The organism is Microbacterium rhizophilum (assembly GCF_039605615.1).
GTDB classification, from domain to species: Bacteria; Actinomycetota; Actinomycetes; order Actinomycetales; family Microbacteriaceae; genus Microbacterium; species Microbacterium rhizophilus.
The window spans coordinates 248,979-273,096 of the sequence record NZ_JBCNUN010000003.1 but is presented as its reverse complement, the minus strand read 5'-3'; the positions used below and the strand labels follow the sequence as shown (position 1 = coordinate 273,096).

The window sequence follows — 24,118 nt, the reverse complement described above, 5'->3', positions numbered from 1 at the left end:
CAACTTGCCAGGCGCACCCGACTGACTTTTCCAGCCAACCGGAGACGCAAGTGACAATGCTACCCGCACGCGGCCGTGGACCGAAATCGCCCCTCGCCGGGTGTGGCGCCCGTCGTCACGCGGCCTGGGCCAGCACGCGCTCGACGAACTCACGCGTGCGGCGCTTGGTACCGTCGATCTTCATATCGACGCTGCCGCGGTACTCGTTCGGGGCGAGCGGCATCGCGAGACGCACGTTCTCGTGGCAGGAGAGATCCGCGCACATATAGGTGCCGACGCTGTCGCCGTGCTCCCCGGCGCTGCCGGCCTTGCGCGCGGTGAACAGCGCCACCTGGTTGCCCGGCTGCATGGTGCGGCAGATGTTGCAGAACGCCGAACGGGCCTGCGACGCGCCGTCCGCGGCGCGCAGCACGACGCCTGTGACCTCGCCGCCGACCTCGGCCACGATGTAGCCGCGGCTGCGCGAGCGCGGATCGCGCCACGCGAAGAAGTCGAGATGATCCCACTCCGTGAGCAGGAAGTCGTGCGGCAGGGCGATGACGGACGCATCGGTCTTCTCCGCGTTGACGAACGACGCGCGGATCTCTGCTTCCGTAAGTGCGCGCATGCAACCTCCCGGATGTGGCCGGCGATCGCCGACTCCCTCGAAGATTCTACGAATCTCGCGCCCGCACGGGGCCTCGGTCGCCGCGCACCGCGGCACTAGGCTGACGCGCATGGCTGATTCCTCATTCGACATCGTCTCCAAGGTCGACAAGCAGGAGGCGGACAACGCCCTGAACCAGGCGCGCAAGGAGGTCGAGCAGCGCTACGACTTCAAGGGCACCGGTGCGTCGATCGCGTGGAGCGGCGAGCAGATCCTGATCACCGCCAACAGCGAGGAGCGCGCCAACGCGGTGCTGGACGTGTTCCAGTCCAAGCTCATCAAGCGCGGCATCTCGCTGAAGAGCCTCGAGTCGGGCGAGCCGACGGCCAGCGGCAAGGAGTTCAAGCTGGTCTCGAGCCTCAAGGACGGCATCTCGCAGGAGAACGCCAAGAAGATCGGCAAGGTCATCCGCGACGAGGGGCCCAAGGGCGTGAAGTCGCAGATCCAGGGCGACGAGCTGCGCGTCTCGAGCAAGAGCCGCGACGACCTGCAGGAGGTCATCCGGGTGCTCAAGGCCGCGGACCTCGACATCGACCTGCAGTTCATCAACTACCGCTGACGAGGCCCAGCGGGCGGGCCGAGCCCGGCTGTCGCGCCGCGCGCTCGCGTAGCATGGAGCGATCCGATCGCCGCGGGCGTGATCGGCGTGCGCGGCACGCTCCCCCGCGCGATGTCACGAACCTGGCGGGAGTTGAATGAGCGGGCTGACGCCGATCGACAAGGGCAAGCAGCTGCTGGCGGACACGGTCTTCCAGTTCCTGGGCGCCGCCATCATCGATGGCACCCTCGAGCAGGGTGAGCGGATCCGCGATTCCGAGCTGGCCGAGAAGCTGAACGTCTCGCGCATGCCGATCCGCGAGGCCCTGCAGCGCCTGGAGCGCATCGGCCTCATCGAGATGATGCCGAGCCGCTTCACGCGCGTCACGATCGTCACGGACGAGATCGTGCAGGCCTCCCTCGCGTACGCCGGCTACAAGTGCGGCATCGAGATCCGGGCCACGCTGCCGTCGTTCACGGACGAGCAGGCGGATCGCGCACTCGCCCTGCTGGACGACATGGAGGCGGCCCTCGGCGACGCCGAGGCGTCGATCGCCGCGCGCATCGCGTTCTCTCGGTACATCACGTCGAACTCGACCGAGACGGTCTACAGCCGACCCCTGGAGGACCTCGAGCTCGCGCTCGAGCGGAACCTCCGCCACGTCGGCCCGGTCGCCACCGACGGCGAGCTGCGCGAGAACTACGCGCAGCTGCGCGAGGCCATCCGCGTCCGCGACGAGGACGCCGCCGAGCGTCTCGTGCGGGCGCAGTTCGGCCTCTGACGCGGGCGCGTCCGATACGACGAGAGGCGCGGGATCCACGACGGATCCCGCGCCTCTCTCGTGCCGGAGGTCACTTCACGGCGCCGGCGGTGAGCCCGCCCACGATGTACTTCTGCAGGAAGAGGAACAGCGCCACGACGGGCAGGGCGGCGATGACGGCGCCGGCGGAGAACGCGCTCCAGTCGGCGTAGCGCGGATTCGACACCAGCTTCGTGAGGCCGACCGCGAGCGTCTGGTTCTCGGTGTCGATCAGCACGACCGAGGCCACGACGAACTCGTTCACGCTGCCGATGAACGACAGCAGCGCCACGACGGCGAGGATCGGGGCGACCAGGCGCAGGATGATCGTGAAGAACACGCGCACGTGGCTCGCGCCGTCGATCTTGGCTGCCTCGTCGATCGACTGCGGCACGGTGTTGAAGAAGCCGTACATCAGGTACGTGTTCACGCCCAGCGCGCCGCCGAGGTAGACGAGGATCAGGCCGATCCGGCTGTTCAGGCCGATGGCCGGGAACCAGTCGCCGATCGCGCTGAGCAGCAGGAAGATCGCCACCACGGCGAGCAGCTGCGGGAACATCTGCACGACCACGATCGTGATGAGGCCGAAGCGGCGACCCGTGAACCGCATGCGCGAGAAGGCGTACGCGGCGAGCGCGCCGAGGAACACCGTGAGGATCGCCGTGATGCCGGCGATGAGCAGCGTGTTGCCGAACCAGGCGAGGAACGGCACCTTCGGGTCGGAGACGATCCGGATGTAGCTGTCGAAGCCGATCGCGGAGAACAGCGCATTGGATCCGGTCAGCGTGCCGTGGGGGTTCAGCGAGCTCGAGATCACGAACACGATCGGCAGCAGCGCGAATGCCGTGACGATCACGCCCACGACGTGCCGCCAGCCGAGGTCGGCGAACCAGCGGCCGAACGAGCGGCGCCGGACGGGGATGTCTGCGACGGCGGTCATCAGTTCAGCTCCTCGAGCGACTTGGTGCGGCGGAACGCGATCACGGAGATCACCGCGACCACGATGAAGATGATGATCGAGTAGGCGCTCGCGAGACCGTAGTCGCGCGTCTGGCCCGTGAAGGCCACCTTGTAGACCATCGAGATCAGGATGTCGGTGTGCCCGACCGGGATCGGGGCCGCCGAGTCGCGCGGCCCGCCGTCCGTGAGCATGTAGACCACGTTGAAGTTGTTGAAGTTGAACGCGAACGACGCGATCAGCAGCGGCGCGACGCTCACGAGCAGCAGCGGCAGCTTGATCAGGCGGAAGATCGCCCAGGGGCGCGCGCCGTCCACGGTCGCGGCCTCCTGCAGCTCATCCGGGATCGACTGCAGCGCTCCCGTGCACACCAGGAACATGTAGGGGAAGCCCAGCCACAGGTTCACGATCAGGATCGACACCTTCGCCATGATCGGATCCGTCAGCCACGGGATGTCGGCGCCGCCGAAGATCACCTGGTTCAGGAAGCCGAAGCTCTGGTTCATCATGCCCGCCCACACCAGGGCGGACAGGAACGACGGGACCGCGTAGGGCAGGATCATCAGCACGCGGTAGACCGAGCGGCTGCGCATGCGGGCGTTGTTGAACGTGATCGCGAGGAACAGGCCGAGGAAGAACGTCCCCGCGACCGAGATCAGCGCGAACGCGAAGGTCCACAGCGTGACGTAGACGAGCGGGCCGGCGAGCCGCTGATCCGTGACGGCGCGGACGAAGTTGTCGAAGCCGACCGTGATCTGCCAGCCGGGCAGCAGCTGGGTGCCGTCCTCGGCCGTGAACGCGCCGACCCCGGTGTCGCGGTACACCGCGCCCGTCGTGCTGTCCGTGAGCGTGCCGGCGGCCTCGTCGTACTCGAGGGCGGACGTGTAGAGGTAGCCGCTGGTCCCGTCGGGCGTGCGGATCGCGCCGTCGTTCGGATCCTCGGAGAACGGCACCGACAGCTCGGCGACGTCGCCCTGCCGCTGCAGCACCTGCGCGAACTGCAGGCTGTCCCAGCCGGGGGCGGAGACCGCCTTCTCGCCCTCGAACGCCGCGTCCGGCACGGGCTCGAGCGGCTGCTTGGTCGTGCCGACGAGGGCCTCGCCGTCGGGCGTCGTGACGAGCAGGCCGAGCGCGCCGCCCTGCTCCACGACCGTGACGGGGTAGGTGGGAGAGTCGGGCACGCGCTCCAGCGCGGAGGCCATCAGCGAGGCGACGGCCTGATCCTTGGTGCCGTTGTGCCCGGTGCCGTAGTTCGTGAACGCGACGTAGCCGGTGTAGATGAGCACGAACACCTGGAACAGGCACAGGAAGATGACGCCGGGCGTCAGGTACTTCGCCGGCAGAGTGCGGCGCGAGAAGTAGATCCAGTTCACGATCGCCGCGACGGCGACGACCACGCCGATCACGACCCACTGCTGGAAGCCGATCAGGACCAGGACCGCATACACCGCGATCGCGTCCACGATGCCCAGCAGCACGAGCTTCAGGATCAGCGCTCGGATGCCGCCGCCCGCGCGCTCGGCGATGTCCTGCGCCTGCCGCCGACGGCGGATGCGGCGCGGATCGGCGACCGGGTCGGCCGCCGGGGTCTCAGTGTCGATCATGGCTTCCTGCTCGTGCGAAGAGATGGTGCCCGCGGGCGCGCGGGAGGTGGGACCGCCCGGGGCGGGGAGCGCTGCTCACCCGCCCCGGGCGGTCGTCAGGGCTTCGATCAGCCGATGGCCGCCTGCACGTCGGACGCCAGCTTCTGCCACGTCGCGACGGGATCGGCGCCGTTGATGATCTCGGCCTGGGCGATGCCCCAGTACTGCCACACCGAGCCCATGGCCGGGATGGCCGGCATCGGCACGGCCTGCTCGCCCACCTTGGCGAAGCCGCCGATGATCGGGTCGGACGAGGCCGACTCGGCCGCGGCCGAGAGCGCCGGGAGGATGTTGCCCGCCTCGAACAGCGCGAGCTGCGCGTCCTCGGAGCCGAGGTAGTTCACGAGGAAGTCGTTCGCGGCGACCTTGTTGTCGGACTCGGCCGAGACGAAGAAGCCCTTGACGCCGGCGAACGGCGAGGCCGGCTTGTCGGTCGGGCTCGGGACCGGGTCGATCGCGACGTCGATGCCCGCGTCGATCGCGGCGCCGACGTTCCACGGGCCGGTCAGCCAGAAGGCCGCGTCGCCGTCGATGAACGACTGCTTGGCGATGTCGCCGTCGATGTCGGTGTTGAACACGCCCGTGCCGTTCTTGCCCTGGCCGGCGAGCCACGTGGCGAACTCCTCGCCGCCCGCGCTGCCGAGCTGCAGGTCGGTCGGGTCGTAGCCCTGCTCGTTCGTGCCGAAGACGGGGGCCCCGAACGCGGTCTGGAACGGGTACAGGTGGTAGGGGTTGCCCTCGGCGCCCTGCTCGACCACGAACTCGCCCTTGGCGACCATGTCGTCGAAGGAGACGGGCGCGTCGGGGACGAGCGCCTTGTTGCGCAGCACGGCGATGTTCTCGACCGCGTAGGGGAGCATGTAGACGGTGCCCTCGTAGGTCGAGGCGTCCAGCGCGACGGGCAGGAAGCCCTCGGCGGCGTCGCCCAGCTCGAGCGGCGCGACGACGCCGTTCGTGGCGAGCTCGCCCAGCCAGTCGTGGGCGCCCATCGTGATGTCGGGGCCCTCGCCCGTCGGGACCTGCTGGATGAAGTCGTCCTTGATGTCGGCGTTGTCCTTGCCGACGAGCTCGACCTTCACGCCGGTCTTCTCCGTGTAGGCGTCGGCTGCGCCCTGCAGGGCGTCCACGCGCTCGGCATCGACCCAGACGGTCAGCGACGACGCGGCGTCTCCCGAGCCCTCCGCGGGGGCGGATGCCTCGCCCTGCGGGGCGGACGTGGACGAGCAACCGGCGAGACCGAGGGTCGTCGCGATCGCGAAGGCCGCGACCAGGCGGCCCTTGCTGTTCACCTTCATTGGTGTTGTGCCTCTCTGTCATGGAACCAGCAGCTTCGCCGGTTTCTGCAAGCGGTTACAGGTATACATGCTCCATTCGGATCCGCAAAACGCGCCTTCTGGGCGGTTCGACCTTCGATACGCAACCGTGATGCTGATTCTCGGGGGCGCAGGTTGCAAGCGTTTCCAGATCCGGCGCGGATCGCTTAGAGTCTCATCCCATGACTCCCGCCTCCACCCTGAGCCCCACCCGAATCGGGCTCGAGCGAGAGGTCGACGCCTCCGGTACGCCCTGGTACCGCACGGCGGCGATCTACCAGATCTATCCCCGTTCCTTCGCCGACGCGAACGGCGACGGCATCGGCGACCTTCCCGGCATCACGTCGCGCCTCGACGCGCTGCAGGACCTGGGCATCGACGCCATCTGGCTCTCGCCCTTCATGACCTCCCCGCAGAAGGACGCCGGCTACGACGTCTCCGACTACTGCGACGTCGATCCGCTGTTCGGCACGCTCTCCGACTTCGACACGATGCTCGAGTCCGCGCACGAGCGCGGCATCCGCGTGATCGTCGACCTCGTCCCCAACCACTCCTCCGACCAGCACGAGTGGTTCCGGGCCGCCCTGGCCGCCACCCCCGGCAGCCTCGAGCGCGGCCGCTACATGTTCCGCGACGGCAAGGGCGAGCACGGCGAGATCCCGCCGAACAACTGGCAGTCCGTGTTCGGCGGACCGGCGTGGACCCGCGTGACCGAGGCCGACGGCCGCCCCGGCCAGTGGTACCTGCACCTGTTCGACTCGTCGCAGCCCGACTTCGACTGGTCCAACGACGAGGTGCGCGACGAGTTCCGCCGCATCCTGCGCTTCTGGCTCGACCGCGGCGTCGACGGCTTCCGCGTGGACGTCGCCCACGGCCTCGTCAAGCAGGACGGGCTGCCCGACTACGTGCCGGCCGAGAACGCCGACTCGATGGGCGGCCAGGAGCCGGTCCCGTACTGGGGCCAGGACGGCGTGCACGAGGTGTACCGCGACTGGCGCCTGCTGCTCGAGGAGTACGACGGCGACCGCGCGCTGTGCGCGGAGGCCTGGCTCCCGACGGCGGCCGAGTCGGCGCAGTGGGTGCGTCCCGACGAGATGCACCAGGCGTTCAACTTCCCGTACCTGATGTCCGAGTGGAACGCCGGCGTGCTGCGCCACGTGATCGACGAGTCGTTCGCGGCGTTCGGCGGCGTCGGCGCGCCCACCACGTGGGTGCTGTCGAACCACGACGTGATCCGCCACGCCTCCCGCCTCGCGCTCGGCGCCGACGCGCCGCAGGGCCACGGCATCGGGCCGCTCTCCCCCGGCAAGCCCGACGCCGTCGCGGGCCTGCGCCGCGCGCGCGCCGCGACGACGCTGATGCTGGCGCTGCCCGGATCCGCGTACCTGTACCAGGGTGAGGAGCTCGGCCTGCCCGAGGTCGTCGAGCTGCCGGACGACGCGCGCCAGGATCCGACGTGGTTCCGCACGCAGGGCGAGCGGTATGGCCGCGACGGCTGCCGCGTGCCGATCCCGTGGGAGGGCGACGCGCCCGCGTACGGCTTCAACGGCTCCGGCGCCGCGTGGCTGCCGCAGCCGGCCGAGTGGGCCGAGCTCGCGCGCGACCGCCAGCACGGCGACCCCGAGTCGACGCTGAACCTCTACCGCACGCTGCTGCGCCTGCGCCGCGAGCTCGCGCTCGGCGAGGCCGAGCACTCGTGGATCGACGGCTTCGGCGGCGAGACCGTGGCGTTCCGCAGCGGCCCCGTCACCGTGGTCGCGAACACGGGCCCCTGGCCCGTGACGCTCCCGGCGGGACGCGTGCTCGTCTCGAGCGCGCCGCTCGGGGAGGATGGCGACGGAGCGCTGACTCTGCCCGGCGACGCGGCGGTCTGGCTGATCCAGGACTGATCCATCGGACGGGGCCCATCCGGGCCCCGTCTTCAGCTCGCAGAGGAGCGCGCGGGACATGAGCATCGCAGAAGTGGCACGACTGGCAGGCGTGTCCACGGCGACCGTGTCCCGGGCCCTCTCGGGCCGCGGCCACGTCTCGGCCGCGGCCCGCGAGCGCGTGCTGGCGGCCGCGGGCGAGCTCGGCTATGTGGTCTCGCAGGCCGCGTCGAGCCTCGCCAGCGGCCGCACCCGCAACGTCGGCATCGTGCTGCCGTTCCTCAGCCGCTGGTACTTCACGACCGTGCTCGAGGGCGCGCAGCAGAGGCTGATGCGCTCCGGCTACGACGTGACGCTGTACAACCTCGCGGGTGACGGCGGCGAGCGCCGCACGGTCTTCGAGCACTTCCTGCTGCGCCAGCGCGTCGACGCCGTGATCGCGGTGTCGCTCGAGCTGACCGAGCCCGAGGTCGCGCGGCTGCACGAGCTGCGCAAGCCCCTCGTGGGCGTCGGCGGCCCGATCCCGGGCGTGCGCACGCTCGCGATCGACGACGTGGCGGTGGCTGAGCTCGCGACCGAGCACCTGATCGGCCTGGGGCACACGCGGATCGGCCTGATCGGCGGCGACGTCGCCTCGGACGCGGACTTCCACCTGCCCACCAAGCGCCGCCAGGGCTGGGAGGTCGCGATGCGCGACGCGGGGCTGCCGATCTCGGAGCACCGGATCGCGAACGCCGACTTCACGGTGCAGGGCGGCTACCGCGCGGCCAAGCAGCTGCTGGGCGCTCCCCTGCGGGACAGGCCGTCGGCGATCTTCGCGGCTTCCGACGAGATGGCGTTCGGCGCCCTGCTCGCCGCGCGCGACCTCGGCCTGAACGTGCCGCTCGACGTCTCGATCGTGGGCGTCGACGACCACGACATGTCCGACTTCTTCGGCCTCACCACGATCGCGCAGTTCCCCGCCGCGCAGGGCGCGCTGGCCGTGGACATCCTGATGGCGCAGCTCGAGCCGCGGGGCGACGACGCCCCGGTCTCGGACACCCCCCTGCCGTTCGAGCTGCGCGTGCGCTCCTCGACCTCCCGCCCCCGGGACTGAGCAAAGCGCGCGATCCCCGCGCGATCAGGACAGCACGCACGACAAGCCCGTCTGCGAGCCCTGCGCTGTGCGAGCTAGGCGAGCGTGCCGCGCACCCGACCCCCTGTGCGAGCGAAGCGAGCGTGCCGCGCACCCGACCCCCTGTGCGAGCGAAGCGAGCGTGCCGCGCACCCGACCCCCTGTGCGAGCGAAGCGAGCGTGCCGCGCACCCGACCCCCTGTGCGAGCGAAGCGAGCGTGCCGCGCACCCGACTCCCTGTGCGAGCGAAGCGAGCGTGGAGCGAAGCGACCCCGCAGCGCGAAGCGCTGCCGGCGATGGAGCGAAGCGACAGCGCCCTCGCTCGCCGAGCGGCGGCGCGAAGCGCCGCCCGAGCGCGTGCGAGACGTTTCTAGGAAGCCGGCAGCCACTTCATCGGGTCGACGATCTTGCCGGCGACGCGCACCTCGATGTGCAGATGGTCTATGGTGGCGTTGCCGGTCTGGCCGACGTAGCCGATGATCTGCCCGGCGGACACGCGCTGTCCCTTGACGACGGGCGGCGTGTTGATCAGGTGCGCCGAGCGCGTCTCGACCTTCTTGCCGTCGACCACGTGGTTCACCGTGACGAGGTTGCCGTAGGCCCCGCCGGAGGGTCCGGCGAAGTGCACGACGCCATCCGCCACGGCGTACACCGGCGACCAGGCCGCCGCCAGAAGGTCGGCCCCCTCGTGCGTCGCGGTCACCGTGCGGCTCATCCGGTACGGCGGGCGCAGCGGGAACAGGACGGTCGACTTCTTGACCGATGTCGGCTGCGCCATGCCCGCGGGTGCCTGCGGCAGGGCGGGGAGCGCGAGCTTCCACGCGCCGGACGCGGACACGGTCGCGACCGAGGGTCCCGCGAGCAGCTTCCCGCTCGCGGCGCCGGCGGCGAGCGCGGCGCTGCTCCGGTCGGGATACAGGATCGCCTGCGCGCCCTTGGCGGGGACGGTCGAGGCGAGCTGGTCGATCCGCGCTCCGCCGCCGGTCGAGCGCACGGCGCCGCCGGCGCCGCTGTAGAGGTACGCCTCGGCGCCGTCCGCCGCGGCCTCGAGCTCCTCGAGCGAGCTGACCGGGTGGGAGGTGAGGACCCACGACCCGCGCGACGTGACGCGGATGGAGCGGACGTCGCCCTTCGCGGGATCCCCCCACAGCACGGTGCGCGCGCTCGCGAGGCCCGACAGCAGCCGCTGCGTCGAGCCGTCCGCCCGCACGGCGTCGAGCGTGAGGTTGCGGTCGGCCGAGGCGATCGTGATGGCCCCGCGTCGTGCGCGCGACGGCACGGTGACCGTGGCGTTCTTGGAACCCTTCGTGGTGGTCGCGGCGAACGCGCCGTACGTGCCGTCGGCCCAGGATGCGGTCGAGGCGGCGGGCCTGGTGCCGCGCCGCACGCCGAGGGTGTCGGACCCGTCTCCGTTCCAGTCGCCCACGAGCGTCGCGTCGCCCGCGCGCCCGTAGACCAGCCGCCGGTCGGCCTCGCCGCCGCGGAAGTCGTTCTTGATGAAGTACGTCGCGTCGCGGCGCACGCCGATCGTGTCGATGCCGTCGCCGTCCCAGTCGCCGACGTACACACGGTCATCCGCCCGTCCGTAGGGCACGCGCACGTCGGCCTCGCCGCCGGTGAGGCTGTTGCGCAGGTGGAACACGTTGCCCCGACGCACGCCGATCGTGTCCTTGCCGTCGCCGTCCCAGTCGCCGATCAGCACGTCGTCGCCCTCGCGGCCGTAGACGACGATGCTGCTCGCCTCGCCGCCGGCCAGCTTGTCGTTGATGTAATACGTTCGGCCGCGCCGCACCGCGAGCGTGTCCCTGCCGTCGCCGTTCCAGTCGCCGACGAGCGTGACGTCGCCGTCGCGCCCGTAGAGCGCGACGCTCGACGGCGCCTCCGCGCCGTGCTTGTCCGCGAACAGGTAGGCCCGGCCGCGGCGGGCCGCGAGCGTGTCGGCACCGTCGCCGTTCCAGTCGCCCACGAGGGCGCCGTCGCCGGGGAGCCCGTAGTCGTAGGCGCGGTTCGCCGTGCCCGTCCACGTGTCGTTGAGGAAGTAGTCGTCGCCGAAGCCGCCCACCTCGCCGCCGGCGGCGAGCGCGGGGGCGGGGACGAGCAGGATCGCGGCGAGGGCCGCGACCGCGGACGCGAGGGGGGTGACGGCACGCATGACCCTCAGCGTATGGTCAGGACCCCCGAACCCGGCACCCGCTACCGCGGAGCGGGCGCTTCCGCCCCGCGCCGCCGGATGCCCCTCAGCACCCGGCCGACGGCCGAGCCGCGGCGGGACGTGCTCTCCCACTGCGACAGGGCCACGGCGAGCAGCAGTGCGAGTCCGTAGAACAGGTCGTTCACCCAGCGCGGGGATCCCGCCAGCTGCAGACCCTTGATGCCCACCGCGAGCACGTACATCGCGACGATCGTGCCCCACACGTTGAAGCGCCCGCCCTTGAACTGCGTCGAGCCGAGGAACACGGCGGTCAGCGCCGGCAGCAGGAAGCTCGGTCCGACCGTGGGATCGCCCGCGTTGATGCGGCTGGTCAGCAGCGCCCCCGCGAGCGCGGCGATCGCCCCTCCGGCCGTGAGGCTCCAGATCCGCAGGCCCTCCACGCCCACCCCGGCCAGGCGCGCGGCCTCGGGGTTGTACCCGGCCGCGTACATGCGACGACCGGCCGGGGTGCGCTCCAGGACGTACCAGGTGACGGCGGCGACCACGAACAGGATGTACACCGGCACCGTCACGCCGCCCCACTGGGTCGTCGCGATCATCCGGTAGTCCGGCCCCAGATCCAGGATCTGCTGACTGCCCGACACCCACGCCATGCCGGCGAGCAGGATCGAGCTCATGCCGAGCGTCGCGATGATCGGCTCGACCCTGAGACGCGTGATCACGAGCGCCGTGACGAGGCCGATGAGGGCGCCGGACAGGATCACGACCGGCAGCTGGATCGCGATCGGCAGGCCCGCCTTCGACAGGAACCACGCCGACAGGATCGCCGAGAAGCCCACCTGCGCGCCGACGGCGAGGTTGAGGGACCCGGCGACGAGCGGGATCAGCGCCGCGATCGCCGCGAGGCCCGTGAGCGCCTCGGCGTCGAGCAGCGAGCGCCACACGCCGGGCTGCAGGAACCTGTCGGGGATCCAGATCGCGAAGACCGCGAAGATCACGATGAAGATGTAGACCGCGCTGATGTTGCGGAACGACAGGGCGCGCAGGATGTCGCTGCGGCTGGTGCTCACGGGGGCCTCCTCGGCCGGGGATGGTTCGGGTATCGGGTTCGGGTGGTCAGGCGAGGCCGTAGCCCTCGCTGACCAGGCGGTGCTCGGTGAGATCCGCGCCGCTCAGCTCGGCGACGCCCCGGCCCTCGCGCATCACGATCACGCGGTCGCACAGGCGCAGCAGCTCCTTGGCGTCGGACGAGCTCACGAGCACCGCGGTGCCCGCCGCGGCGGCGCGCTCGATCGCCTCGTAGATCGCCGCCTTGGCGCCGATGTCGACGCCCTGGGTGGGTTCGTCGAGCAGCAGCACGGACGGATCGTCGCGCAGCGCGCGGGCCATCACGACCTTCTGCTGGTTGCCGCCGCTGAACAGCGAGAACCTCTGCTCGGGCAGCGCGGGGCGCACGTCGTACTCGGCCATGAGCCCCCGCGCCTCCGCGCGCTCGCGGCGCGCGGAGATCGCGCCGAGCGGTCCCGTGAGGGTGCGCAGCTGAGGCAGCGTGACGTTCTCGCGCGCGGTCATGTCGCGCACCGCGCCCAGGCGCCCGCGGTCGGCCGGGACGAAGGCCACGCCGCTGCGCAGGCTCTTGGCGGGACTGCGCCGCGCGTGCCCGGATCCGGCGACGGAGAACTCGTCGGCCGTCGCGTCGGCCGCGCCGTACAGCAGCGAGGGCACGGCCTCGCGGCCCGAGCCGAGGACGCCGGCGACGCCGACGACCTCGCCGGGGCGCAGCGTGACGTCGAGGTGCTCGACCGTCGCGCCGCGCAGGCCGCGCACCGCGAGCACGGGGTCCGCGTCCTCGCGACCCGTGCCGACGTGGGATCCGGCGACCGCCGAGGCCGCGGATCCGGTGATCAGCTCCACGAGCCGGGCGTGGTCGACCCCCGCGACCGGCTCGTCGGCGACCTTGCGTCCGTCGCGCAGCACGACGATCCGGTGCGCGAGGCTCAGCACCTCGTCGAGGCGGTGCGAGACGAAGATGACGCCCGCGCCGTCGGCCGCGAGGCGCCGCACGGCGTCGAACAGCGTCTCGACCTCGCTGCGGTGCAGCGACTCGGTCGACTCGTCCAGGACGATCACGTTCGCCGGATGCGCCCAGCCGTCGAGCGCGCGGCTGATCGCGACGACCGCACGCTGCGCGGGCGTGAGCGAGCGCACGGGTGCGTCGACGTCGAAGACGGGGCCGAAGCGCGAGATGAGCTCGCGCGTGCGCCCGCGCTCTGCGGCCCGACGCACGGGCGCCGCAGCCGCGGCCCCCTGCCCCTTCACCAGCGCCAGGTTCTCCGCGGCGGACAGCTGCCCGACGAGCGCGAGGTCCTGGTGGATGAAGTGCAGCTCGGTGCCCTCGGCCAGCTCGACCGTGCCGCCGTCGGCCGTGTACGCGCCGGCCAGCACCTTGACGAGCGTCGACTTGCCGGAGCCGTTGTGACCGAGCACGGCGACGATCTCGCCGGGGCCGACGTCAAGGCTCACGCTGTCGAGCGCGATGAGGCTCGGGAAGGCCTTGACGAGGTGGGTGACGCGCAGGAGGGGTGCGACGTCGGACATGGATGCTCCTTGTTCGGGGCCGAAGTTTCGGGTCCGGAGGGAATGGGGAGGCCGCAGGGTCGGGCCTCCCCATTCCGTCACTCGGCCAGCCAGTTCGCGGCGAACCGGTCCTGGTAGTCCTCGATCGCGACATAGCCCGTCACCGGGTCCTCGGGCGCGTTCGCCTGGTCCGTGATCCGGGTCAGCGTGGCGGCGCGGGTCTGGACGTCGGGCCACTCGTAGTCCTGGCCGCCCATCTCGCGCAGCAGCTGGTCGAGCACGGTCCACATCATGAGGTTCAGGTCGACCGACAGCGTCGCGTCCTGGTCGCCCGCCGTGATCTGCTCGTAGTTCGGCGGCGCCGTCCACATCGCGATGCCCTTGGTGTCGAGGCCGGCCAGGCTCAGCTTCTGAGGCAGGCCGATCTGCACCTCGTCCACCGCGGCGATGAAGTACTCGGTGTCCGGGTTCGCCTGCAGGTCGCTGACCACGCGGTCGGCGGCCGTCGAGCCGAGCTCCGCGATCGGGATGTCCACGACGCGCAGCGTGCAGTCGGGGCACAGCTCGGCGAGCTTGTCCTGGGCGCCCTCGAGCTCGAGGGCCGAGAACGGGAACTCGGGCACGTTGTAGAAGACGAACTCCGACGCGCCGCCCGAGCGCGCGACGGCGGCCGCGGCGAGCACGCCGCCGTTGGTCGTCATCCACTCGGGGCCGTTGAACGCCTCGGGCAGCCCGTGTTCGACCGTGTTCATCACGGAGCCGCTCGCGATCGGGATCCCGAGCTCGTTCAGCTGCTCGATCTGCGGCTCGAAGAAGATCGGGTCGAGCGTGATGTTGATCACGCCGTCCGGAGCGAGCTCGACGACCGTGTTCATCGCCGCGTTGATGCTCTGGGCATCGCGACCGACCTCGACGCGCTCGAGCTTCAGGCCCAGGAGCTCGGCGGGAGCCTGGAGGTTCTGCCACATCACCGCGCTGACCGGGGTGCCCACGTCGAGGTAGACGACGTGCGTGCCCTCCTCGACCGGCGCCTCGAGCGGCTCGTCGATCAGCAGGTTCTTGTCGCCCTCGCCCATCCAGGGAGCCAGGAACTCCTCGGCCGCCGCGGTGTCGGCGCCGCCGGCCGCGTCGTCGGGACCCGCTGTCTCGGCCGGGGTCGCCGAGTTCGAGCAGGCCGTGAGGGCGAACGCCCCCGTGGCGATGAGAGCCGCGGCCTGCAGCCCTCGCATTCGTTGTCCGCGCATCGTCGCACGTCCTTTCATTCGGGTGTTGCTGTGTCGGGTGATTCGGGTGGTGAGCCGATCGGCGCAGTGATGCGCCCGCCGACCGGCGGGGCTCAGAACGGGTAGCGCTGGATCTGCGACTGCACCGTGACCCACTGGGTCTCGGTGAAGGCCTCGATGTTGGCCTCGTGCCCGCCGAAGCGCGCGCCGGTGCCGGAGAAGCCGGTGCCGCCGAACGGGGCCTGCGGCTCGTCGTCGACCGTCTGGTCGTTGATGTGCAGGATGCCGCTGGGGATCCGGTCGCCGAGTTCGAACGCGCGGAACGCGTCGCCCGACAGGATCGCGACCGACAGCCCGTACTCGGTGGCGTTGACGAGGTCGACGGCCTCGTCGATGTCCTCGAAGCGCAGCACCGGCGCGACCGGGCCGAAGATCTCGTCGGTGAACGCCCGGTGGCCGGGTCGCACGTCGCCCAGCACGGTCGGCTGGTAGAAGAGGTCGGTGTACTCGCCGCCGGCGAGCAGCTGCGCGCCGGCATCCACCGACTCGCGCACGATCTCGTGCACGTGATCGCGCTGTCGCCGGTCGATGATCGGCCCGAGCGGGGTGCCCGTAGCGGGGTCGCCGGCGGGCAGCGCCCGCGCCTTCTCGGCGAGCAGGCCGACGTACTCGTCGTAGATGTCCGCGTGGACGATGTGGCGTCCGGTCGTCATGCAGATCTGACCCTGGTGCAGGAACGATCCCCACGCGCCGGCCGACGCGGCAGCGGCGACGTCGACGTCCGGCAGAACGATCATGGCGTTGTTGCCGCCGAGCTCGAGATGCGCGCGCTTGAGCAGGCGTCCCGCACGCTCGCCGATCATCCGTCCGGCGGCGGTCGATCCGGTGAACGAGATGACCGGGACGTCCGGGTGGTCGACGAGCGCGGATCCGACGTCCGCAGCGCCCGGGACGACCGCGAACAGGCCGGCGGGGAGGCCCGCCTCCTCCAGCACCGCGGCGAAGAGCAGACCGCCGGCGACGCTCGTGCGGGGATCCGGCTTGAGCACCACGGCATTGCCGAGCGCGAGCGCCGGGAAGATCGACCGCGAGCCCAGGATCGCCGGGAAGTTGAAGGGCGAGATCACGCCGACGACGCCCACCGGACGCTTGCGCGCGAGGCTCAGGCGCGGATGCACCGACTGCAGCAGCTGGCCGTACGGCATGAGCGCGGTCGCGGCGGCGTGGTGCAGCTCGCCGACCACGAGGCCCGCCTCGAACGCGGCCTTGCCCTGACCGGATCCGGCCTCGTCGACGAGCCAGCGCGCGAGCACGTCCGTGTTCGCCTCCAGGACCGCAGCGGCGCGTCGCATCACGGCGGCGCGCTCCTCTGCCGGCCGGGCCGCCCAGTCGCGCTGCGCAGCCGCCGCGCGGCCCACGGCGTCGTCCAGGTCTGCGGCGCTGCCGAAGCCGACGGTCGCGAGCTGCGCGCCGGTCGACGGCGACGTCACGGTCGTGGTGCCGGCGAGCTCGGTCCAGCCGGCGATGTAGCCCCGGCCGTCCCAGTCCTGCTGTGCGAAGAACGTCATCGTCACTCCCTCTTCCACCCGTCGGCTGCGACGGGCTCAGACGAACTGTAGGGGCGCCCGGATCGCGCCGATCCGGCGTTTTGTGCACGCGCCGGGGAGCCGAATTGACCGGGGTGAGGGTGCCGGATACGCTCACGGATCAACGTGGAGGCGAACGTGGAAGTTCTCGAGGCTGAGAGCGCCGACGACTGGGAGTCGGTCGTGAGCGGGTTCTTCGTGCCCCTGCAGTGCGCCGGGTTCGAAGACACATTCCGCGCGCGCATGGAGCACACGGTGGTGGACGACCGCTTCTCGGTCTCCCGCGTCACCGAGTGCGGCCTGATCGCGGAGCACACCGGGCGGCTCGCGCGCCGGGCCGAGACCGACGACGTGCACATCTCGCTGCAGCTCTCGTCGCGCGGAAGCGTGTCGCAGGATGGGCGGTCCGCCGCCATCGTGCCCGGCTCGGTCATCCTCTACGCCACCAACCGCCCGTACCGCCTCGACTACTCCTGGCCGGATCAGCGCCACCTGATCCTGCAGATGTCGCGGACGTCGCTGGATGTGCCGGCCCGCATGCTCGAGACCACCCTCGCGCGTCTCGCGGTGCCGCATGGGCGCAGGGCCGTCGCCGTGCACAACCTCTTCTCGTACGTCGAGAGCATCGTGCCGGACTCCCGGGCCGACGCCGCGCACGTGACGCGCGACCTCGCCCGCACGATGATCCGAGCGTCGTTCGGCGAAGGCGCGGCGGTCCCGCGCACGTCGGGCGGGCTGCGTCACGCCGTGCAGGAGCACCTGCGCGCGAACGCGCACGATCCCGGGCTCGACATGGACCAGGTCGCCCGCCGGCACCTCGTCTCGCGCCGCCGGCTGTACCAGGCCTTCGAGCAGGTCGGGCAGTCACCGGCGTCCTTCCTGCGCCAGCAGCGACTGCAGGCGGCGGCGCGCATGCTGAGAGACCCGGTCGAGCGCCGCACGATCGAGCAGATCGGATACGCCTCGGGCTTCGACGACGCCACGACCTTCACGCGCGCGTTCCGCCGCGGCTACGGCGTCACACCCCGCGAGTGGCGCGCCGACTGCTGACACGGCCCTGGCTCGGCCGGAGGTGCTAGACTGATGGTGCGTCCGAGTCTCGGGCGCATCGTCGTGTCTCGACAGGCCTCTCCGGAGGCCAGGGCTCGCCGGATGCATCCGGCTGACGACCCGTCTTCCTGCCGCGGCGAACGGATCCGGCATCCGCCGAGTTCGCCTCCCACCGGCCCCGCGCTCCCCTGCGCCCGCGCTCATGCGCGCTCCCGGCCGGGTCATCCGAAAGCACAATGCACATGACCTCTGCTCCTGAGCAGACCCCCTCCTTCGCCGACCTCGGCGTCCCCTCGGTTCTCGTCGACGCGCTCGTCGAGATGGAGCGTCCCACCCCGTTCCCGATCCAGCGCGAGACGCTGCCGTCGACGCTCGCCGGCCGCGACGTGCTTGGCCGCGGCAAGACCGGATCGGGCAAGACGCTCGCGTTCGCGATCCCGCTGGTCGCGCGCCTCGCCGCCGCACGCCTCGGCCGCCGCGCCGGCAGCCCCGCCGCGCTCGTGCTCGCACCGACGCGCGAGCTCGCCACGCAGATCACCCGCACGATCGAGCCGCTCGCCAAGGCCGTGGGCCTGACCGTCACCACGGTGTTCGGCGGCGTCTCGCAGAAGCCGCAGGAGGCCGCGTTCGCGCGCGGCGTCGACATCGTCGTGGCGTGCCCCGGCCGCCTCGAGGACCTCATGGGCCAGGGCGTCGTGCGCCTGGACCGCATCGCGGTGACCGTGCTCGACGAGGCCGACCACATGGCCGACCTGGGCTTCCTGCCCGGCGTCACGCGCATCCTGTCGAAGACGCCGGCGGGCGGCCAGCGCATGTTCTTCTCGGCCACGCTCGACAACGGCGTGGACAAGCTCGTGAAGCGCTTCCTGCCGAACCCCGAGAACATCGCGATCGACTCGGCCGAGTCCCCCGTGGCCGACATGACGCACCACGTGTTCGAGATCTCCAGCACCGAGCTGAAGACCGAGGTCATCAAGGCTCTCGCCTCCGGCAGCACGCGTCGCATGCTCTTCACCCGCACGAAGCACCAGGCGAAGAAGCTGGCCCGCCAGCTCACCGCCGCGGGCATCCCCGCGGTCGATCTGCACGGCAACCTGTCGCAGAACGCCCGCGACCGCAACCTCGCCGACTTCTCGTCGGGCGCGGTCAAGGTGCTCGTCGCGACCGATGTCGCCGCCCGCGGCGTGCACGTCGACGGCATCGACCTCGTCGTGCACGTCGACCCGCCGGCCGAGCACAAGGCGTACCTGCACCGCTCGGGCCGCACCGCGCGCGCCGGCGCCGCGGGCGACGTCGTGACGCTCATGGTGCCGTCGCAGCGCAAGGACACCGAGATCCTGCTGCGCCGCGCGGCGATCCAGGTGAAGCCGCAGCACGTCACGGCGAACCACTCCGCGGTCATCGCCCTCGTGGGCGAGGTCGCCCCGCACGTCACCCCGCGCCCGGGCGGCCCCGGCGCGGGCAACGCCCCGGCCGAGGGCTCCACGGGCGGCGGCCAGTCGCAGGGCGCCAACGCCCGCCGTAAGCGCGCGGCTCGCGGCGGCGGCTCCGGCAACGGCGCCGAGGCCCGTCAGGGTCAGGGTCGCGGTCAGTCGCAGCGCGACGGCCAGCGCACCGGCGGCCAGGGCGGTCGCGGCCAGGGCGGCCAGCGCCAGGGTCAGGGCCAGGGCTCGACGCGCAGCGGCTCGGCAGCGATGTACAGCACGTCCGCCGGTCAGCCCGCGCAGCGCCCGGCCCACGGCGGAAGCGCGCACGGCGGCAGCGCCCACGGCGGCTCGGGCAACCCGGCCCCGCAGCGTCGCCGCGGCCCGCGTCGCGCCTCGGCGCCCGGCACCTCCCGCTGACCTCGAGAACACGTCCTCTCAGCGACGCCACGCCTTATCTGCGCAGATTCGGCATGTCCTCGCTGACAGCACGTGTTCTCGCGGAAGAGAGCCCGACCCCCTGAGGGGCCGGGCTCTCCTGCGTCCCCGATCAGAAGTCGAAGTCGCCGATGTTGTCCGCGTCGAACACGAACGGGTCGCCGAGCAGCACGACGCCGTCCTCCTCGACCGTGAACTCGCCGAGATCGCCCGCCTCGAACGAATCGCCGGCCTCGCCGGTGATCGTGCCGTCGACCAGTGCCTGGGCCGCGAACGCGGCGAGGTAGCCGAGGTCCTCCGGGTTCCACAGCGCGAACGCGGTGACGGTGCCGTCCTCGACGTACTCGCGCATCTGGTTCGGCGTGCCGAGACCGGTCAGCGCGACCTCGCCCTTGAACTCCGATGTCGACAGGTAGCGCGCCGCCGCGGCGATGCCGACCGTGGTGGGCGAGACGATGCCCTTTAGATCGGGATGCGACTGCAGCAGCGCCGCGGTCTGGTCGAACGACTTCTGGTCGTCGTCGTCGCCGTAGACCGTGTCGACCAGCTCGATGTCGGGGTGGCTCGCCTCGAGCTCCGCCTCCATCAGGTCGATCCACGCGTTCTGGTTGGTGGCGTTCGCCGACGCGGACAGGATCGCGATCTCGCCCTCGTCGCCGATCTGCTCGGCGATCAGGTCGACCTGCGCCTTGGCGATGCCCTCGGCCGTGGCCTGGTTGATGAACAGGTCGCGGCACTCGGGGTCGGTGTCCGAGTCGAACGTGACGATCTTCGTGCCCGCCGTGCGCGCCTCGTCGAGCGCGTCGCACAGGGCGCTGGGATCGTTGGCCGACACGACGAGCGCGTTCACGCCCTGCTGCGCGGCGGTCTGGATGTACTGCACCTGCGAGGTCGGGCTGGCCTCGGTGGGGCCGACCTCCCCGAACGTGCCGCCGAACGACTCGACGGCCGCCTTGCCGCCCGTGCTGGACGTGTCGAAGTACGGGTTGCCGAGGTTCTTGGGCAGGAACGTGACGGTGATGGCCTCGCCGCCGCCGTCCCCTTCCCCGGCGCCGGCCGTGCCCTCGGTGGTGCCGCCGCCGGAGCATCCAGTGGCGACCAGCGCGACGCCGATCGTGAGCGCCGCGGCGCCCAGCAGGGCGCGTGACTTGCGGAACGTGAACATCGTTGTTGCCTTCCTTGGTGACTTGCAGGGGGGTGGAACTAGGTGCGTCGCAGGCGCCGCCGTCCGATCGCGGCGACCCGCCGGCCGCGCGCCCACGCCAGCACGGCCGCGGAGACGACCGACAGGATGAGCAGCACGCCCGTGATGATGTTGATGACCTCGCCGCTGACGCCCGCGAGGCGCAGGGCGCTGCCGAGCGTGCCGATCAGCAGCACGCCCGCGATCACGCCGTGCAGGGCGCCGCGGCCGCCGAAGATCGACACGCCGCCGAGCAGCACCGCGGCGATCACCTGCAGCTCGAGCCCGGTGGCGTTGTCGCCGCGGGCGTTGCTGTACAGCAGCGTGAAGTAGACGCCCGCGAAGCCCGACACGGCGCCGCTCAGCACGAACAGCGTGAACTTCGTGCGGGCGACGTCGATGCCGGAGAAGTGCGCGGTCTCCCTGCTCAGCCCGATCGCGTAGAGCGCGCGACCGAACGGCGTGAAGTGCAGCAGGATCGCGAACGCGATCGCGAGCACGGCGAACGGGATCATGATGGCCGGGATGGGAGTCCCCGGGATCAGGGACTTCGCGAGATCGGTCCAGAACTCGGGGAACTCCGTGATGGCGGTCGTGCCGAGCAGGCCCACCGCGATGCCGCGGAACAGCGCGAGCGTGCCGATCGTGACGGCGAGCGAGGGCAGCCCCACGACCGTGACGAGGAATCCGTTGATCACGCCGCACACGGCGCCGGCCACGATGGCGACGAGCGCCGCGACGGGCAACGGCGCGCCCGCGGCGGTCAGCACGCCCGTGAGCACGCTCGACAGGCCGAGGATGCTCGCGACCGACAGGTCGATCTCCTCGGTGACGATGATGAGCGTCATCGGCAGCGCGATGAGCAGGATGGGCGCGATGTCGCGCAGCAGGTACGTGAGCGTGAGCGGGCTGTCGAAGCTGCGCACGGTCGCGAGCGCGACCATCACGACGATCGCGAGCAGGGCGATGATCGCGGCCTCGCGGGTGAGGAGCCACCGGCGCCAGAGCGGATGCGCGTGCGCCGGGGTGCTCGTGGTGACCACGGTGGTGAGGACTCCGGTGGCGGTCATCGTCGCTCCTCTCGCTGGGCGATGAGTCGTCGGTGCCGGCGGACCGCGAGCACGCGATCCAGCACGATCGCGCCGATGATCAGCGCGCCGACCACGGCCTGCTGCCAGAAGTCGTCGATGCCGATGATGGGCAGGGCCCGGTTGATCGTGAGCAGCAGGAACGCCCCGATGGCCGCGCCCCACACCGTGCCGACGCCGCCCGCGATCGCGACGCCGCCGATCACCGCGGCGCCGATCGCCTGCAGCTCCCAGCCGTAGCCCGCATTCGAGGCGACCGTGCCGTACCGCGCGGCGAACAGCACGCCCGCGAAGCCCGACAGCGCACCGGAGACGACGAAAGCGGTCAGGATCCGCCGGGTCACGGGCAGGCCGTAGAGGTGCGCCGCGGCGGGGTCGGATCCGATCGCGTAGAGCTCGCGCCCCGAGCGGCGCGTGCCGAGGTACCACCCGGCGACGACGAGCACGAGCACCGCGATGAGCGTGAGGTAGGGGATCGGCCCGAGCAGCCCGGTCCCGAGCCCGCGGAAGTCGCGCGGCAGATCCGACGCGTTGATCCGGTCGCTGCCGGTCCACCACACGTTGACGCCGCGGTAGACGTACATGGTGCCCAGCGTGATCACGAGCGCCGGCACCCTGGCGTAGGCGACCAGCGCGCCGTTCACGAGGCCCAGCACGGCCCCGAGCGCGAGGCCGGCGAGGAACACCAGGATCGGCGAGATGCCCGGCACGTCGATGAACAGCCGCCCGGTCAGGTAGGCGGTCAGACCGACGACCGACCCGACCGAGAGGTCGACGTTGCGCGTGACGATCACGACCGCCTGGCCCACGGCCACGAGCAGCAGAAGCGACGGCGTGAGCAGCAGGTCGCGCCATCCGTCGCCCGAGAACACGAACGAGCGGTTCGCGGCCGTCGCGACCGCGATCACGATCAGCAGCGCGAGCACGATGCCCGTCTCGCGCGCGGTCAGGATCCGCCCCAGCGCGCCGTTCATCGCACGACCTCCGTCGCCTCGGCGGTGGCCGCGTGCATGACGGCCTCCGGCGTCGCGTCCTGGCGGGCGAACTCTCCCGTGATCCGGCCCTCCCGCATCACGAGCACGCGATCGGCCATGCCGAGCACCTCGGGCAGCTCCGACGAGATCATCAGGATCGCCATGCCCTGCTGGGCGAGCTGAGACAGCAGGCGGTGCACCTCGGCCTTGGTGCCGACGTCGATGCCGCGCGTGGGCTCGTCGATGATGAGCACCTTCGGATCCGTCGCGAGCCACTTGCCGAGCACGACCTTCTGCTGATTGCCGCCCGACAGCGTGCCGGCCTCGGTGTCGAGCGCGGTCGTCTTGACCTCGAGCCGCGTAGCCCACTCGCGGGAGGCGGCGGTCTCGCGGCCCTCCCAGATCAGGCCCCAGCGCGCCAGGCGTCCGCGGATCGCGAGGGCCGTGTTGCGCGTGACGCTCTGGTCGAGCACGAGCCCCTGTCGGCGGCGGTCCTCGGGCACGAGCGCCACGCCGCGCGCCGTCGCGACGCGCGCGTCGCCCTTCGGCAGGGCGCGGCCGAGCAGGCGGACGGATCCGGACTCGTAGCGGTCGACGCCGAACACCGCGCGTGCGACCTCGCTGCGCCCGGCGCCGACCAGGCCGGCGAGGCCCAGGATCTCCCCCGCGCGCAGCGTGAACGAGACGTTGCGGAAGACCCCGGCGCGCGTGAGCCCCTCCACCTCGAGCACCACGTCGCCGATCTCGGCGGGGAGCTTCGGGTAGAGGTCGGTCACGTCGCGCCCCACCATCTGGCGCACGAGGTCGTCGACCGTGGTGTCGGCGATCGGGGTCGTCGCCACGTACGCGCCGTCGCGCATCACCGTGACGGTGTCGCACAGGGCGAACACCTCGTCGAAGCGGTGCGAGATGAACAGCAGCGCGCGACCCTCGTCGCGCAGGCTCCGTGCGACGGCGAACAGCCGCTCGACCTCGACGCCGCTGAGGGCCGCGGTGGGCTCGTCCATGATCAGCACGCGCGCGTCGAGCGAGATGGCCTTGGCGATCTCGATGATCTGCTGGTCGGCGATCGAGAGGCCCTCGGTGACGCGATCCGGATCGATCCGCACGCCCAGGCGATCGAAGATCCGCAGCACCTCCTCGCGCATCGCGCGGCGGTCGATGCCGCCGAGGCGGTTCGTGAGCTGGCGACCCATGAAGACGTTCTCGGCGACCGAGAGGTCGGGGAACAGGGTCGGCTCCTGGTAGATCACGGCGATGCCCGCGGCCTTGGACTGGGCCGTGCCGCCGAAGTCGACGGCCTCGCCGGCGAGCTCGAACGCGCCCGAGTCGCGCTGGTACAGCCCCGCGATGATCTTCACGAGGGTCGACTTGCCCGCGCCGTTCTCGCCGATCAGCGCGTGGATGGACCCCTCGCGCAGCTCAAGGCTGCCGGCGCGCAGGGCGACGACCGCGCCGAACGTCTTCGTGACGTCCGCCAGGCGCAGCAGCGGAGCGGTCACGGGCGAATCGGCAGGTGCGGCGGCCATGTCGCGGGGACTCTC

19 protein-coding genes are annotated in these 24,118 nt (G+C 71.4%); 6 read left to right on the top strand and 13 right to left on the bottom strand.

The genetic code is table 11. The features are described from left to right. Positions 1-115: 115 nt before the first annotated feature. Complete coding sequence (locus tag AAD528_RS07885) at positions 116-607, bottom strand: FBP domain-containing protein (protein ID WP_345751524.1); 492 nt, start codon at positions 605-607, stop codon at positions 116-118. 109 nt (positions 608-716) lie between these two features. Here AAD528_RS07885 and AAD528_RS07880 point away from each other — a divergent pair, with 109 nt between their 5' ends. Both AAD528_RS07880 and AAD528_RS07875 read left to right on the top strand, forming a co-directional pair. Continuing rightward, entirely contained in the window at positions 717-1,205 is a 489-nt protein-coding gene (locus AAD528_RS07880; RefSeq protein ID WP_345751523.1) for a YajQ family cyclic di-GMP-binding protein, read from the top strand. Positions 1,206-1,341: 136 nt separating this feature from the next. Further along, positions 1,342-1,965, top strand: coding sequence for a GntR family transcriptional regulator (locus AAD528_RS07875; protein WP_345751522.1), 624 nt, complete (start codon positions 1,342-1,344; stop codon positions 1,963-1,965). A 70-nt stretch (positions 1,966-2,035) separates the two neighbouring features. Here the strand turns inward: AAD528_RS07875 and AAD528_RS07870 are convergent, their stop codons facing one another. The 3 genes from AAD528_RS07870 to AAD528_RS07860 all read right to left on the bottom strand — a co-directional run bounded on the left by AAD528_RS07870 (position 2,036) and on the right by AAD528_RS07860 (position 5,879). Then, on the bottom strand, positions 2,036-2,923 hold the full coding sequence (locus AAD528_RS07870) for a sugar ABC transporter permease (RefSeq protein ID WP_345751521.1): 888 nt from the start codon (positions 2,921-2,923) through the stop codon (positions 2,036-2,038). Then, entirely contained in the window at positions 2,923-4,545 is a 1,623-nt protein-coding gene (locus tag AAD528_RS07865) for an ABC transporter permease subunit (protein ID WP_345751520.1), read from the bottom strand. Before AAD528_RS07865 ends, AAD528_RS07870 begins: the two co-directional genes overlap by 1 nt. Before the next feature lie 107 nt (positions 4,546-4,652). Continuing rightward, positions 4,653-5,879 (bottom strand): sugar ABC transporter substrate-binding protein, encoded by a 1,227-nt coding sequence (locus AAD528_RS07860; protein WP_345751519.1) that lies wholly within the window; start codon positions 5,877-5,879, stop codon positions 4,653-4,655. Between the two features lie 200 nt (positions 5,880-6,079). Here AAD528_RS07860 and AAD528_RS07855 point away from each other — a divergent pair, with 200 nt between their 5' ends. Further along, positions 6,080-7,786 (top strand): glycoside hydrolase family 13 protein, encoded by a 1,707-nt coding sequence (locus AAD528_RS07855; RefSeq protein WP_345751518.1) that lies wholly within the window; start codon positions 6,080-6,082, stop codon positions 7,784-7,786. Positions 7,787-7,844: 58 nt separating this feature from the next. After that, complete coding sequence (locus AAD528_RS07850) at positions 7,845-8,861, top strand: LacI family DNA-binding transcriptional regulator (protein WP_345751517.1); 1,017 nt, start codon at positions 7,845-7,847, stop codon at positions 8,859-8,861. Between the two features lie 388 nt (positions 8,862-9,249). Here the strand turns inward: AAD528_RS07850 and AAD528_RS07845 are convergent, their stop codons facing one another. The 5 genes from AAD528_RS07845 to AAD528_RS07825 all read right to left on the bottom strand — a co-directional run bounded on the left by AAD528_RS07845 (position 9,250) and on the right by AAD528_RS07825 (position 16,399). Next, positions 9,250-11,031: a M23 family metallopeptidase gene (locus tag AAD528_RS07845; protein ID WP_345751516.1), complete on the bottom strand. Its 1,782-nt coding sequence runs from the start codon at positions 11,029-11,031 to the stop codon at positions 9,250-9,252. A gap of 41 nt (positions 11,032-11,072) precedes the next feature. Next, positions 11,073-12,101 (bottom strand): ABC transporter permease, encoded by a 1,029-nt coding sequence (locus AAD528_RS07840; protein WP_345751515.1) that lies wholly within the window; start codon positions 12,099-12,101, stop codon positions 11,073-11,075. A gap of 46 nt (positions 12,102-12,147) precedes the next feature. Then, positions 12,148-13,629 (bottom strand): sugar ABC transporter ATP-binding protein, encoded by a 1,482-nt coding sequence (locus AAD528_RS07835; protein WP_345751514.1) that lies wholly within the window; start codon positions 13,627-13,629, stop codon positions 12,148-12,150. A gap of 77 nt (positions 13,630-13,706) precedes the next feature. Next, positions 13,707-14,852, bottom strand: coding sequence for a sugar ABC transporter substrate-binding protein (locus AAD528_RS07830; protein ID WP_345751513.1), 1,146 nt, complete (start codon positions 14,850-14,852; stop codon positions 13,707-13,709). Between the two features lie 92 nt (positions 14,853-14,944). Then, positions 14,945-16,399 (bottom strand): aldehyde dehydrogenase family protein, encoded by a 1,455-nt coding sequence (locus tag AAD528_RS07825; RefSeq protein WP_345751512.1) that lies wholly within the window; start codon positions 16,397-16,399, stop codon positions 14,945-14,947. 156 nt (positions 16,400-16,555) lie between these two features. Here AAD528_RS07825 and AAD528_RS07820 point away from each other — a divergent pair, with 156 nt between their 5' ends. Further along, complete coding sequence (locus AAD528_RS07820; RefSeq protein ID WP_345751511.1) at positions 16,556-17,467, top strand: helix-turn-helix domain-containing protein; 912 nt, start codon at positions 16,556-16,558, stop codon at positions 17,465-17,467. Positions 17,468-17,703: 236 nt separating this feature from the next. After that, positions 17,704-19,311, top strand: coding sequence for a DEAD/DEAH box helicase (locus tag AAD528_RS07815; RefSeq protein WP_375339594.1), 1,608 nt, complete (start codon positions 17,704-17,706; stop codon positions 19,309-19,311). 130 nt (positions 19,312-19,441) lie between these two features. Here AAD528_RS07815 and rhaS read toward each other — a convergent pair whose 3' ends face one another. Genes rhaS through AAD528_RS07795 form a run of 4 tightly spaced genes read right to left on the bottom strand, consistent with a single transcriptional unit; the run spans position 19,442 to position 24,103 of the window. Beyond that, positions 19,442-20,494 carry a rhamnose ABC transporter substrate-binding protein gene (rhaS, locus tag AAD528_RS07810; protein WP_345751509.1) on the bottom strand — a complete coding sequence of 351 codons (1,053 nt, stop codon included), beginning with the start codon at positions 20,492-20,494 and terminating at the stop codon, positions 19,442-19,444. 38 nt (positions 20,495-20,532) lie between these two features. After that, positions 20,533-21,582, bottom strand: a complete 1,050-nt coding sequence (locus AAD528_RS07805; protein ID WP_345751508.1) for an ABC transporter permease — start codon at positions 21,580-21,582, stop codon at positions 20,533-20,535. Next, positions 21,579-22,574, bottom strand: coding sequence for an ABC transporter permease (locus tag AAD528_RS07800; RefSeq protein WP_345751507.1), 996 nt, complete (start codon positions 22,572-22,574; stop codon positions 21,579-21,581). The genes AAD528_RS07805 and AAD528_RS07800 overlap by 4 nt, the downstream gene beginning before the upstream one ends. Further along, a complete protein-coding gene (locus tag AAD528_RS07795; RefSeq protein ID WP_345751506.1) occupies positions 22,571-24,103 on the bottom strand; it encodes a sugar ABC transporter ATP-binding protein in 1,533 nt (510 codons plus the stop codon). Before AAD528_RS07795 ends, AAD528_RS07800 begins: the two co-directional genes overlap by 4 nt. Positions 24,104-24,118 lie beyond the last annotated feature (15 nt).